The sequence below is a fragment of the Streptomyces sp. NPDC046870 genome, from assembly GCF_040704595.1.
Lineage (GTDB): Bacteria > Actinomycetota > Actinomycetes > Streptomycetales > Streptomycetaceae > Streptomyces > Streptomyces argyrophylli.
In genome coordinates, this window is record NZ_JBEYXM010000001.1 from 373,429 (window position 1) to 386,664 (window position 13,236).

Sequence of the window (13,236 nt, forward strand, 5' to 3'; positions counted from 1 at the left end):
GAAACAGACGTGATGCTGCCGGGTAACGTCGGGGACGCACGCTCGGGACATGACCTCGAATACGCGTGTGGTGGTGATCGGCGCCGGCCTCGCGGGCGTACGGCTCGCCCGGCGGCTCGGCGAGCTGGGCACGCCCGCGCTGCTCGTCGGCGAGGAGGAGCACGCGCCGTACAACCGGGTGCTGCTGGCCGAGGTGCTGGCCGGCCGGTACGCCCCGGAGGTGATCGCCCTCCCGCCGCCCGCCGGCCTGCTGCGCACCCGGGTCACCGGCATCGACCGGGCCGCCCGCGCCGTCACCTGCGCCGACGGCACGCGCATCGCGTACGACGCGCTGGTGCTGGCCACCGGCTCCAACCCGGTGCTGCCCCCGCTGCGCGGCCTGTTCACGCCCGGCCACCAACTGCCCGAGGGCGTCCACGCGTTCCGCACCATGGACGACTGCCTCGGCCTCGCCGAGGCCGTGCGGCCCGGCGTACGGACGGTCGTCATCGGCGGCGGGCTGCTCGGCGTCTCCGCGGCCCGCGCGCTCGCCGTGCGCGGCGCCCAGGTGGTGCTCGCCCAGCAGGCCGAGCGGCTCATGGAGCGCCAGCTCGACCCCGACGCCTCCCGGCTGGTGCTGCGGCACCTGACCGAGCTGGGCGTCGAGGTGCACACCGAGTGCCGGGTGCGGGACGTGCGCTGCGTCGCCGGCGCGGTCCGCTCGGTGGAGCTGGCCGACGGGTACGCGCTCGACGCCGACCTCGTGGTCCTCGCCTGCGGGGTACGGCCCCGCACCGGCCTCGCCGAGCAGGCGGGCCTCGCCGTCCGCAAGGGCGTCCTCGTGGACGACGAGCTGCGCACCTCCGACCCGCGCGTGCACGCCATCGGCGACTGCGCCCAGCACGACGGCACGGTCTACGGCCTGGCCGCCCCGGCCCTGGAACAGGCCGACGCGCTCGCCGAGCTGCTCGCGGGCGACGCCCGTGCCCGCTACACCGGCACCCGCTCGCTGACCCGGCTGACCCTCACGGGTCCCGACTCCCCCTTCGACCTCGCCGCGTTCGGCGAGACCGAGCCGCTCCCGGGTGACGACGTCGTACGGATCGCCGACGCCACCCGCGGCACCTACCGCAAGGTCGTCGTCCGCGACGACCGCCTGGTCGGCGGGGTCCTCGTCGGCGAACTCGGCACCGTCGGCGCGCTCGCCCGCGCCTGGGAGGGAGCGGAGCCGCTCCCCGACGACGGCCCCCTGCTCCACCTGCTCACCAACGATGGAGGCTCCTGAATGACCGCCACCCCGGGGGCCACCCCCACGATCGTGCTCGTCGGCCACGGCATGGTCGGCCAGCGCTTCCTCGAGGCGCTCGCCGAGCGCGGCCTGACCGCCACGCACCGCGTGGTCGTGCTGTGCGAGGAGCCGCGTCCGGCGTACGACCGCGTCCAGCTGACCTCGTATTTCTCCGGCAGGACGCCCGAGGACCTCTCCATGACCGACATGCGGTTCATCGAGGACCACGGCATCGAGCTGCACCTCGGCGACCCGGTACAGACGATCGACCGCGAGGCGCGCACGGTGACCGCCCGCTCGGGCCTGGCCGTGGACTACGACGTCCTCGTCCTGGCCACCGGCTCCTACCCGTTCGTGCCGCCGGTGCCGAACAAGGACGCCACGGGCTGCTTCGTGTACCGGACCATCGAGGACCTGCTGGCGATCGAGGAGTACGCGAGGACCCGGGCGGCCACGGGTGCCGTGGTCGGTGGCGGTCTGCTCGGCCTGGAGGCCGCCGGCGCGCTCAAGGGGCTCGGACTCGACACGCACGTCGTGGAGTTCGCGCCGCGCCTGATGCCGGTGCAGGTGGACGACGGGGGCGGCGCGGCGCTGCTGCGGACCATCCGGGACATGGGCCTGACCGTCCATATCGGTGTGGGCACCCAGGAGATCGTGACGGACGACTCCGGTGCCGTCACCGGCATGAAGCTCTCCGACGGCTCCGAACTCGCCACCGACATGGTGGTGTTCAGCGCCGGTGTCCGCCCCCGCGACCAGCTGGCCCGCGACGCGGGCCTGACGGTCGGCGAGCGCGGCGGCATCGCGGTGGACGAGCAGTGCCGGACCGTCTCCGACCCGCACGTGTTCGCGATCGGCGAGTGCGCGCTGGCCGCCGACGGCCGGGTCTACGGACTGGTGGCACCGGGCTACGAGCAGGCGGAGACGGCCGCCGCGACCATCGCGGCCGACGAGGCCTCCTTCACCGGCGCCGACCTGTCCACCAAGCTGAAGCTGCTCGGCGTCGACGTGGCCTCCTTCGGCGACGCGCACGGCACCACCGAGAACTGCCTGGACGTCGTCTACTCCGACTCCCGCGCCGGCCTGTACAAGAAGCTGGTCATCGGCGCCGACGGCACGCTGCTCGGCGGCATCCTGGTCGGTGACGCGGAGGCGTACGGCACCCTGCGCGCGCTCACCGGCTCGGTGCCGCCCGTCTCCCCCGAGTCGCTCGTGCTGCCCGCCGGGGCCGATCCGGGGGCACAGCTGGGCGCGGCCGCGCTGCCGGACGACGCGATCATCTGCTCCTGCAACAACGTCCGCAAGGGCACGATCCGCGAGGCGGTCACCGAGCACCGGTGCACCACGGTGCCCGAGGTGAAGAAGTGCACCAAGGCCGGCACCACCTGCGGCAGTTGCGTGAAGGTGCTGGGCCAGCTGGTCGACGCCGAGCTGGAGGCGTCCGGTGTCGAGGTCGACAAGGGCCTGTGCGGCTGCTTCGCCCAGACCCGCGAGGAGCTGTACGAGATCGTCCTGGCCCTGCGCATCACGTCGTACCAGGAGCTGCTGGACCGCCACGGCCGCGAGGGCGCCCGGGGCGGGGACGGCTGCGAGGTGTGCAAGCCCGCCGTCGGCTCGATCATCGCCTCCCTCGCCCCGGTGATCGGCGCGAGCGGCTACGTCCTGGACGGCGAGCAGGCCGCGCTCCAGGACACCAACGACCACTTCCTCGCCAACCTCCAGAAGAACGGCTCGTACTCGGTGGTGCCGCGCATCCCCGGCGGGGAGATCGCACCGGAGAAGCTGATCGTGATCGGCGAGATCGCCCGCGACTTCGGCCTCTACACGAAGATCACCGGCGGTCAGCGGATCGACATGTTCGGTGCCCGTGTCGAGCAGCTCCCGCTGATCTGGGCCCGGCTGGTGGACGCCGGCTTCGAGTCCGGCCACGCCTACGGCAAGTCGCTGCGCACGGTGAAGTCCTGCGTGGGCTCCACGTGGTGCCGCTACGGCGTGCAGGACTCGGTCCGGATGGCGATCGACCTGGAGCTGCGCTACCGGGGCCTCAGGTCCCCGCACAAGCTGAAGTCGGCGGTGTCAGGATGCGCCCGGGAGTGTGCGGAGGCCCAGTCCAAGGACTTCGGGGTGATCGCCACCTCGGGCGGCTGGAACCTGTACGTCGGCGGCAACGGCGGCGCCACCCCGCGCCACGCCGACCTGCTGGCGCAGGACCTGTCCGACGCGGAACTGGTCCGGCTGATCGACCGGTTCCTCATGTTCTACATCCGTACGGCCGACCGTCTGGAGCGCACCAGCACCTGGCTGGAGCGCATTCCGGGGGGCCTGGAACACGTACGGGACGTGGTGGTGCACGACTCGCTCGGCATCTGCGACGAGCTGGAGCAGCTGATGCGGGCGCACGTCGCGAACTACCGCGACGAGTGGGCGGAGACGGTCGACGACCCCGAGAAGCTGGCCCGGTTCGTGTCCTTCGTGAACGCCCCGGACACCCCGGACCCGGTCGTCTCCTTCGTCCCCGAGCGCGACCAGATCAAGCCCGACCTGCCGCTGCTGAGCATCGGCCTGCGGCCCGCCGACGACGTCCTGGAAGGAAGCGCCCAGCGATGACCCTGGCAGTTGAGACGACCGACCTGAAGGTCCAGCTCCAGCTGGCGGACGACTGGTTCACGGTCTGCGACCTGAGCCTGCTGGTCCCGGGCCGCGGAGTGGCGGCCCTGCTGCCGGACGGCCGCCAGGTGGCCCTCTTCCGCGACCGCGCGGACCGGCTGTACGCCGTCGACAACCGCGACCCCTTCACCGGCGCCGCCGTCCTCTCCCGCGGCCTGACCGGCACCCACCGGGGCCGCCCGTTCGTGGCGTCCCCGCTGCTGAAGCAGCGCTTCGACCTGGTCACCGGGGAGTGCCTGGACGACGAGTCGGTGCGGGTGACCGCGTACGAGGTGCGGGCGCTGTAGCGCCGGCGGAGACCGCGGGGCGCACGGACCGGGACGTCGGCCGCCGGGCCGGACCAGGTCAGGCCAGGTCCGTGCGCAGCACGAGCCGGCGGCCCCGCAGCGCGGCGGCGCCCAGCTCTCGCGGCGGCGAGTTCGACGGTCGTCGCGTGCGAGAGGCGCTGCGGGCGCTGTAGCGCCGGCGGAGACCGCGGGGCGCACGGACCGGGACGCCGGCCGCCGGGCCGGACCAGGTCAGGCCAGGTCCGTGCGCAGCACGAGCCGGCGGCCCCGCAGCGCGGCGGCGCCCAGCTCTCGCGGCGGCGAGTTCGACGGTCGTCGCGTGCGAGAGGCGCTGCGGACGCTGTAGCGCCGGCGGAGACCGCGGGGCGCACGGACCGGGACGCCGGCCGCCGGGCCGGACCAGGTCAGGCCAGGTCCGTGCGCAGCACGAGCCGGCGGCCCCGCAGCTCTCCCCTCTCCATCCGCGCGTGCGCCTCGGCGGCGGCGCCCAGCGGGAGCACCTCCACGCTCCGGGGCCGCAGCAGCCCCTGCCCGAGCAGGTCGTTGACGGCGCTCGCGGCGGCGGCGAGTTCGACGGTCGTCGCGTGCGAGATGACGAAGCCCACGACGGAGCCGCCGTTCATGTACAGCGGTCCGGCGGGCAGCACGGGCCGGGTCCCCGCGCCGGCGAGCAGCACCACCCGGCCACGGCGGGCGAGCAGACCGACCGAGGTCTCCAGGTCGTTGACGCCCGCCGTGTCCAGGTACACGTCGACACCGGCCGGCGCCGCCCGGCGGATCCTCCCGGTCAGCTCCGGGTCGCGGTAGTCGAACACCTCGGCCGCGCCGGACTCGGCGCAGTACGCGGCGTCCCGGGCGCCGGCCGTGGCGAGGACCCTGGCCCCCGCCCGCGCGGCGAACGTCACCAGGGCGCTGCCGACGTTGCCCGCGGCGCCCGCGACCAGCACGGTCTCGCCGAGGCGGAGGCGGCCGTGGACGAACAGGGCGAGGTACGCGGTGGCGGCCGGGTGCAGAGCGGCCACGGCGAGGAACGGGTCGACGCCGTCGGGCAGCGGGTAGAGCCGGTCGGCCGCCACCACCGCCTGCTCGGCGGCCGCGCCCTGCCGTCCCTCGTGCCCGAGGCTGTTGCACCACACGCGGTCACCGGCCCGGAAGCCGGTCGCACCGGGTCCGGTCTCCGCGACCGTCCCCACCAGGTCCCGGCCGATGACGAACGGGAAGTCCACGGCCGTACGGAAGACCCCCGACCGGACGAGGGCGTCCACCGGGTCCACGGCGGTGGCGAGCACGTCCACCAGGACGTCGGTCGGGCCGGGGCGGGGCGCGGGCAGCTCGCCGTACCGGATGACGTCCGGGGGACCGAGCTGCTCGATGTACGCGGCACGCATGGCCCTCCATGCTGCCACCGGGGGCCGGGACGCGCGCGGCGCCTTCGCGAGCACCTCCTCGGCCACCGCTTTTCTTGACCGCTCGGTTCAGACAGCCCTAGGCTTCCCCCATGGCCAGACCCAAGGAATTCGACCCCGACACGGCGCTCCAGTCGGCCCTGGAGCTGTTCTGGCGGCGCGGCTACGAGGCGACGTCGATGGCCGACCTGGTCGGGCACCTGGGCATCGGCAAGGCCAGCCTGTACGCCACCTTCGGCAGCAAGCACGAGCTGTACCTGCGGGCGCTGGACCGGTACGGGCAGACGCAGGACCCGGTGCTGACGCGGGAGCTGTCCCGGCCCGGCCCGGTGCTGCCGGCCGTGCGCGGGCTGGTCCGGCGGTTCGCCGCCGAGGCCGCCGCCGAGGCGACCCGGGAGCAGGGCTGCCTGGTCACCAACACGGCGGTCGAGCTGGCCCCGCACGACCGGGAGGCCGCCCGCCGGGTGGAGCGCAGCTGGGACACCGTCGAGACCCTGCTGCACTCCGCCCTCGTCCGCGCCCAGGCGCAGGGCGAGCTGGCCGGGCACCGCGACCCGCTGGCCCTCGCGCGCATGCTGCTGGTCCTGCTCCAGGGCCTGCGGGTGGTGGGCAAGGCCTCGACGGACCCGGCCAGGGTCCGGGACGCGGCGGAGCAGGCCCTGGCACTGCTGGACACCTGAGCAGGGCCACGAAGAACGCGCTTCCCGAACGCGCTCGTCGCGGCAGGCGCCTTCCTGAGGCGTGCTCTTCTCACTTCATACCGAACCGCTCGGTCTAGAAAAGGGAACCTCCTATGACGCACCGCTTCTCCGGCCGGACCGCCCTCGTCACCGGCGCCGGCTCCGGCATCGGCCGCGGGGTGGCCCTCGCCCTGGCCCGGGAGGGCGCCCGGGTCGTCGTCGCCGGCCGGCGCCGGGAACCGCTGGACGGGACCGTGGCACTGATCGAGGCCGAGGGCGGCAAGGGGCTCGCCGTCACCGCCGACGTCTCCCGCGCCGACGATCTGCGCGCCCTGGTGGACACCACCGTGGACCGGTTCGGCTCCCTGGACGTGGCCGTGAACAACGCCGGGGTGCTTCAGGGCCGGGGGCGGTCCGTGGGCGACCTGGCCGAGGAGGACTGGCGCCGGATGCTCGACATCAACGTCACCGGTGTCTTCCTCGCCCTCCAGGCCGAGATCGCGCGGATGCGCACCCAGCCGAACGGCGGCGCCATCGTGAACATCGCCTCCCGGATCGGCGTGCACAGCAGGCGGCCCGGCACCGGCGGCTACGCCGTCAGCAAGGCGGCCGTGTCCGTCCTCACGCGCGCCGCCGCCCTGGACCACATCGCCGACGGTGTGCGCGTCAACGCCGTCAGTCCCGGCCCCACCGCCACGGACATGTCGTTCCGGGACGGGGAGACCGAGGCCGGACGGGCCGCGCGCATGCGCGACGAGGTGCCGCTCGGCCGGGTCTCCACCGTCGCGGAGGTGGCCGCCGCCGTGCTGTACCTGGCCTCGGACGACGCGGCCTCGGTGGTCGGCGCCGACCTGGTGATCGACGGCGGCTCCACGGCCTGAACTCCGGCCGCGTCAGTCGATCCCGGACCGCTCCACCCCGGCCACGATCCACCGCTGGAAGCACAGGAACACCAGGAGCAGCGGCAGGATCGACACGGCCGCCGCGACGAACAGTTCGTGCAGCCGTACGACCTGGGCGGTGGTGAACGAGGACAGGGCCACCTGCACCGTCCAGGCGCTCTGGTCCTGCCCGATCACCAGCGGCCACAGGAAGGAGTTCCACGCGCCGAGGAACACGATCGTCCCGACCGCGGCGAACACCGGACGGGCGCCCGGCACGACGACGAGCCAGTACGTCCGCCAGTACCCGAGCCCGTCCACCTGTGCCGCGTCCTCCAGCTCCCGGGGGAAGCCGAGGAAGTACTGCCGGAACACGAAGCAGGCGAAGGCCGGGAACAGGGTCGGCACGATCAGTCCGCGCAGCGTGGAGACCCAGCCCAGCGACGACACCAGCACGAAGCTGGGCACGAAGGTGACGGCCGCCGGGATGAGCAGGGTGCCCAGGACGGCGTAGAAGACCTTGTTCGCGTGGCGGTAGGGGATGCGGGCGAGGCCGTACCCCGCGAGGGAGGCGAGGAGCAGGGTGCCGAGGGTGGTGGCGACGGCGATCAGCGCGGAGTTGAGCAGCGACCGGGCGAACGGCACGGACGGGTCGCCGAACAGTTCGCCGACGTTCCCCCAGCGCAGGTGGCGGGGGAAGAAGGTCCACTCGGGGGACGTGATGTCCTTCTCGTCGGCCAGCCCGTTGCGCACGAGCAGGTAGAAGGGGATCAGGAAGAGCAGGGCGAGCGCGATCAGCAGCACCAGCCGCAGCGCCCGCCCGGCCCGTACCAGGGCGTCATCCATCGCCGTCCGTCCTCCCCAGCCGCAGCCAGCGCGCCTGCCCCACCGTGACGACGGCGATGACCAGCGCGAGGATCACCGCGCCCGCGCTGCCGAGCCCGAGGTTCTGCCCCTGTCCGAGGGCGGTGTAGTAGAGGTAGACCAACGGCGGCCGGGCGTACGGCGGATAGCCCCGGGCGTCGGACAGCAGGTTGTAGAACTCGTCGAAGGCCTGGAAGGCGTTCACGACGAGCAGCAGCACCACCGCGGCCGAGGTGGCCCGCAGCTGGGGCAGGGTGATGTGCCGCAGCACCGTCCAGCCGGGCCGGGCCCCGTCCACCGCCGCCGCCTCGTACAACGCCGGGTCGATCCGCTGGAGCCCGGCGAGGAACAGGATCATGTAGAACCCGGCCTGGAGCCACAGCCGTACGGTCACGATGACCAGCCAGTACCAGGGCGGATCGGTGGTGGACAGCCAGGCGACGGGGTCGCCGCCGAACCATCCCAGCACGGTGTTGGCGAGCCCGAACCGCACCCCGTTGAACAGCGACATCTTCCAGATGAGCGCGGCCACGACGTAACTGCACGCGGCCGGCAGGAAGAACACGGACCGGAAGAAGGCCCGGGCGGCCCTGAGGCGGTTGACCATCAGGGCGAGCGAGAGGGAGAAGACGTAGGTGACGGGCACGATGAAGGCCGTGAAGACGACGAAGGTCTTCAGGCTGTCCACGAACGCCCGGTCCCGCAGCATGGCCGTGTAGTTGTCCAGCCCGACGAAGCGCGTCGGCGTGACCGTGTTGTGCGCGTCGAAGAAGCTGAGCGCCACGCTCCACAGCAGCGGGACGTACGTGAACAGCGCGAGCCCGAGCGCGAAGGGCCCGACGAACACCCAGAACCAGAGCGCCCGGCGCCGCCTCACGACGTCTTCTTCACACGGTCGAGTTCGGCCGACACCTTCCGTACGACGGCCCGCAGTTCCCGCTCCGGACCGGCCCCGTCCCTGATGATCCGGCTGAGCGCGTCCTGGTAGGCGGTCTGGCTGGCCGGGGTCCACAGCAGCGGCTGGGCGTAGCCGTGGTCGGTGGTGAAGCGGACGGCGTCGGCGGCGGGACCGTCCTTGAGCGCGGTGGCCTTCTCGGCGAGGGAGATCCGGGCGGGGATGTGGAACCCGTAGGAGAGCGCGAAGTCCTCCTGGTGGTCGGTGCGTTCGACCCAGAGCCACTTCACGTACTCCTTGGCCGTCTCCTTGTGCCGGCTGCGGGCGCTGACGGCGGCGCCGTACGCCCCGACGGGCACGGAGGGCCGCCCGTGGCTTCCGTCCCGCGGGAAGGGCAGCACCCCGAAATCGTCACCGAGTTCCTTGCGGACCTGCGGCAGCGCCCACAGCCCGGTCCACTGCATCGCGGTCAGCCCCTGTACGAAGGCGGACGGATCCGACCAGTCGCTGGGCGCGCCGAGGAGCAGGGACTTGTCGGCGTACAGCCGGTGCAGCTTGCCGAGGGTGCGGGCGGCGGCGGGGTCGTCGAAGCCGGGCTTGCCGTCGTCGCCGACGAACCGGAACCCGGCCGCGTACAGGGGGGTCCCGCCGAGCACGCCCGCTCCGCCGTCGTTCCCGAGGAAGAGCCCCTTCACCTTGCCGGTGGTGAGCCGGTGCGCGGCGTCGACCAGGGCGTCCAGGGTGGCGGGCGGCTCGACACCGGCGTCCTCCAGCAGGCTCTTGCGGTAGTAGAGCATCTGCATGTCGATGACCTGCGGAATGCCGTAGACCCTGCCGTCGTGGGTCTTCGGCGCGAGCACGGCCGGATTGAAGTCGTCCTTCACCTCCTGCACCAGGTCGGTGAGGTCGAGCACCTGCCCGCCCCGGATCTGGTCGAGGGTGGGCCCGTTGACCTCGAAGACGTCGGGCCCGGAGTCGGTGAGCAGTGCGGCGGCGGTCTGCTGGTCGTAGTTCCCCGGCCGCCACTGCACCGAGACACGCGCCCCGCGGAAGCCGGCGGCGTAGCGCCGTACGGCCCGCTCGGTGCCGGGCTCGCCGTACTGGTGGTACCACTGCGTCAGCTGCGGCCCCGAACCTCCGCCGCCGCGGCCGGTGTTGGAGCCACAGGCCGTGAGCACTCCGGCGCCCACCCCTGCGGCCAGCAGATCCCTGCGGCTGATCGTCATCGTGTGCCCCCTGACGTCCGTCATCGATGCACGGCCCAACGATCAACCATGCGCCCCGATTACGAAAGACGAGTTGCGGCCGTGTGTCACCGCTCCCGGCAGAGGTCCCACGGCCGGCCTCCGGCCGTCCACCACCGCGCAGAGGGGCGGCACCCCCCGCACTGGGGTGCCGCCCCTCCTCTTTCGTGCGCCGGGGCCGCCGCCGATCGGTGAGGGTCGGGGACCGACGGCGGCTCCGGGGACCGGGTGGGTCAGCGGTGGTCGCTGCCCGCCGACTGGGTGGCCGCGCGGCCCGCCTCCAGCCGGGCGACCGGGATGCGGAACGGGGAGCAGGAGACGTAGTCCAGGCCGGCCTCGTGGAAGAAGTGGACCGACTCCGGGTCACCGCCGTGCTCGCCGCAGACGCCGAGCTTGAGGTCGGGGCGGGTGCGACGGCCCGCTTCGGCGGCCGCCTTCACCAGGGAGCCGACGCCGTCCTTGTCGATCGTCTCGAACGGGCTGACGCCGAAGATGCCCTTCTCCAGGTACGCCGTGAAGAAGGAGGCCTCCACGTCGTCCCGGCTGAAGCCCCACACCGTCTGCGTCAGGTCGTTGGTGCCGAAGGAGAAGAACTCCGCCGCCTCGGCGATCTGGCCGGCCGTGAGGGCCGCCCGCGGCAGCTCGATCATCGTGCCGATCGCCAGCTTCAGCCGCGTACCGGTCGCCGCCTCGACCTCGGCGACCACCTGGTCCGCCTCCTCGCGGACGATCTCCAGCTCCTGGACCGTACCGACGAGCGGGATCATGATCTCCGCGCGCGGGTCGCCCTTGGCCGCCTTCCGCTCGGCCGCCGCTTCCGCGATGGCCCGCACCTGCATGGTGAACAGGCCGGGGATGACCAGGCCCAGGCGCACGCCGCGCAGGCCCAGCATCGGGTTCTGCTCGTGCAGCCGGTGCACGGCCTGGAGCAGGCGCAGCTCGTTCTCGTGCGGCTCCTGGCGGGACTCCGCGAGGGCCACGCGGACGGAGAGTTCCGTGATGTCGGGGAGGAACTCGTGCAGCGGCGGGTCCAGGAGGCGGATGGTCACCGGGAGGCCGTCCATCGCCTCGAAGAGTTCGACGAAGTCCTTCTTCTGCAAGGGCAGCAGGGCCTTCAGGGACTCCTCGCGCTCCTCCTCCGTGTCGGCGAGGATGAGGCGTTCGACCAGCTCACGGCGGTCGCCGAGGAACATGTGCTCCGTGCGGCACAGGCCGATGCCCTGGGCGCCGAAGCGGCGGGCCCGCAGCGCGTCCTCGGCGTTGTCCGCGTTGGCGCGCACCCGCAGACGGCGCTTGCGGTCGGCGAAGGCCATCATGCGGTGGACCGCCTCGACCAGCTCGTCGGCGTCGTCGGCGCCCGGGTGCATGCGGCCCTCGAAGTACTCCACCACCGGGGAGGGCACGACCGGGACCTCGCCCAGGTACACCTTGCCGGACGAGCCGTCGATGGAGATCAGGTCGCCCTCCTCCACGACGTGTCCGCCGGGCACGGTCATCCGCCGGCGCTTGGTGTCGACTTCCAGCTCCTCCGCGCCGCAGACACAGGTCTTGCCCATGCCGCGGGCGACGACGGCCGCGTGGGAGGTCTTGCCGCCGCGGGAGGTGAGGATGCCCTCGGCCGCGATCATGCCGTCCAGGTCGTCGGGGTTGGTCTCCCGGCGGACCAGGATCACCTTCTCGCCCGAACGGGACCACTTCACCGCGGTGTACGAGTCGAAGACCGCCTTGCCGACCGCTGCGCCCGGCGAGGCCGCGATGCCCCGGGCGACCTGCTCGACCTTCGCCTGCTCGTCGAAGCGCGGGAACATCAGCTGGGCGAGCTGGGCCCCGGTGACGCGCTGGAGCGCCTCCGTCTCGTCGATGAGGCCCTGGTCCACCAGCTGGGTGGCGATGCGGAAGGCCGCGCCCGCCGTGCGCTTGCCGACGCGCGTCTGGAGCATCCAGAGCTGGCCGCGCTCGATGGTGAACTCGATGTCGCAGAGATCCTTGTAGTGGTTCTCCAGGGTCTCCATGATCTGCATGAGCTGGTCGTACGACTTCTTGTCGATCCGCTCCAGCTCGGCGAGCGGCACGGTGTTGCGGATGCCCGCGACCACGTCCTCGCCCTGGGCGTTCTGCAGGTAGTCGCCGTAGACGCCCTGGTGGCCGGAGGCGGGGTCGCGGGTGAAGGCGACACCGGTGCCGGAGTCGGGGCCGAGGTTGCCGAAGACCATCGAGCAGACGTTGACGGCCGTGCCCAGGTCGTGCGGGATGCGTTCCTGGCGCCGGTACAGCTTGGCGCGGTCGCCGTTCCAGGAGTCGAAGACCGCCTTGATGGCGAGGTCCATCTGCTCGCGCGGGTCCTGCGGGAAGTCCCGGCCCGCCTCCTTCTTGACGATCTTCTTGAAGGTGGTGACCAGCTTCTTCAGGTCCGCGGCCTCCAGGTCGGTGTCGACCGCGACCTTCTTGGCGGCCTTCGCCTTGTCGAGGGCCTCCTCGAAGAGGTCGCCGTCGACGCCGAGGACGGTCTTGCCGAACATCTGGATGAGGCGGCGGTAGGAGTCCCAGGCGAACCGCTCGTCGCCGGCCTGGGCCGCCAGGCCCTGCACCGACGTGTCGGACAGGCCGATGTTCAGGACCGTGTCCATCATCCCGGGCATGGAGAACTTCGCGCCGGAGCGGACGGAGACGAGCAGCGGGTCGTCGGCCTGGCCGAGCTTCTTGCCCATCTTCGCTTCGAGGGCCGCGAGGTGCGCACTCACCTCGTCACGGAGTGCCGCGGGCTCCTCGCCGCTCTCCAGGTAGACCTTGCAGGCCTCCGTGGTGATCGTGAAGCCGGGAGGGACCGGCAGACCCAGGTTGGTCATCTCGGCGAGATTGGCACCCTTGCCGCCGAGCAGGTCCTTGAGGTCCTTGTTGCCCTCGGTGAAGTCGTAAACGAACTTCGCTGCCTGGGGTTCTTTGTTTTCCGACACGGGTCTCGACTCCTTGAGGCCACGGTGGCTGCCCTGATGGCGAGGAACATACCCAGATCGAAGGTGCCTGGGTACGTCCACTTGCGCGTCA

The 13,236-nt window shown here is 72.4% G+C and carries 10 protein-coding genes; 5 read left to right on the forward strand and 5 right to left on the reverse strand.

Annotated features, from left to right (window positions below; translation table 11 throughout):
* Positions 1–49: 49 nt before the first annotated feature.
* The 3 genes from AB0946_RS01705 to nirD are packed head-to-tail and all read left to right on the forward strand — an operon-like array spanning position 50 to position 4,221.
* Positions 50–1,264: an FAD-dependent oxidoreductase gene (locus AB0946_RS01705; protein ID WP_366758654.1), complete on the forward strand. Its 1,215-nt coding sequence runs from the start codon at positions 50–52 to the stop codon at positions 1,262–1,264.
* A complete protein-coding gene (gene nirB, locus AB0946_RS01710) occupies positions 1,265–3,874 on the forward strand; it encodes a nitrite reductase large subunit NirB (protein WP_366758655.1) in 2,610 nt (869 codons plus the stop codon).
* Positions 3,871–4,221 (forward strand): nitrite reductase small subunit NirD, encoded by a 351-nt coding sequence (gene nirD, locus AB0946_RS01715; protein ID WP_366758656.1) that lies wholly within the window; start codon positions 3,871–3,873, stop codon positions 4,219–4,221. The genes nirB and nirD overlap by 4 nt, the downstream gene beginning before the upstream one ends.
* A gap of 404 nt (positions 4,222–4,625) precedes the next feature.
* On the opposite strand, the gene AB0946_RS01720 is transcribed toward nirD, so the two are convergent.
* Complete coding sequence (locus AB0946_RS01720; RefSeq protein ID WP_366758657.1) at positions 4,626–5,609, reverse strand: NADPH:quinone reductase; 984 nt, start codon at positions 5,607–5,609, stop codon at positions 4,626–4,628.
* A 110-nt stretch (positions 5,610–5,719) separates the two neighbouring features.
* On the opposite strand from AB0946_RS01720, the gene AB0946_RS01725 reads away from it, so the two are divergent.
* On the forward strand, positions 5,720–6,307 hold the full coding sequence (locus AB0946_RS01725; protein ID WP_366758658.1) for a helix-turn-helix domain-containing protein: 588 nt from the start codon (positions 5,720–5,722) through the stop codon (positions 6,305–6,307).
* Positions 6,308–6,420: 113 nt separating this feature from the next.
* Positions 6,421–7,188, forward strand: a complete 768-nt coding sequence (locus tag AB0946_RS01730) for a glucose 1-dehydrogenase (RefSeq protein ID WP_366758659.1) — start codon at positions 6,421–6,423, stop codon at positions 7,186–7,188.
* A 12-nt stretch (positions 7,189–7,200) separates the two neighbouring features.
* Here AB0946_RS01730 and AB0946_RS01735 read toward each other — a convergent pair whose 3' ends face one another.
* From AB0946_RS01735 to ppdK, 4 genes are all read right to left on the reverse strand, one after another.
* Positions 7,201–8,034, reverse strand: coding sequence for a carbohydrate ABC transporter permease (locus AB0946_RS01735; RefSeq protein ID WP_366758660.1), 834 nt, complete (start codon positions 8,032–8,034; stop codon positions 7,201–7,203).
* Positions 8,027–8,929, reverse strand: a complete 903-nt coding sequence (locus AB0946_RS01740; RefSeq protein WP_366758661.1) for a sugar ABC transporter permease — start codon at positions 8,927–8,929, stop codon at positions 8,027–8,029. Before AB0946_RS01740 ends, AB0946_RS01735 begins: the two co-directional genes overlap by 8 nt.
* Positions 8,926–10,173, reverse strand: coding sequence for a sugar ABC transporter substrate-binding protein (locus AB0946_RS01745; RefSeq protein WP_366759121.1), 1,248 nt, complete (start codon positions 10,171–10,173; stop codon positions 8,926–8,928). Before AB0946_RS01745 ends, AB0946_RS01740 begins: the two co-directional genes overlap by 4 nt.
* A 251-nt stretch (positions 10,174–10,424) precedes the next feature.
* Entirely contained in the window at positions 10,425–13,145 is a 2,721-nt protein-coding gene (gene ppdK / locus AB0946_RS01750; RefSeq protein WP_366758662.1) for a pyruvate, phosphate dikinase, read from the reverse strand.
* Between the last annotated feature and the right edge of the window lie 91 nt (positions 13,146–13,236).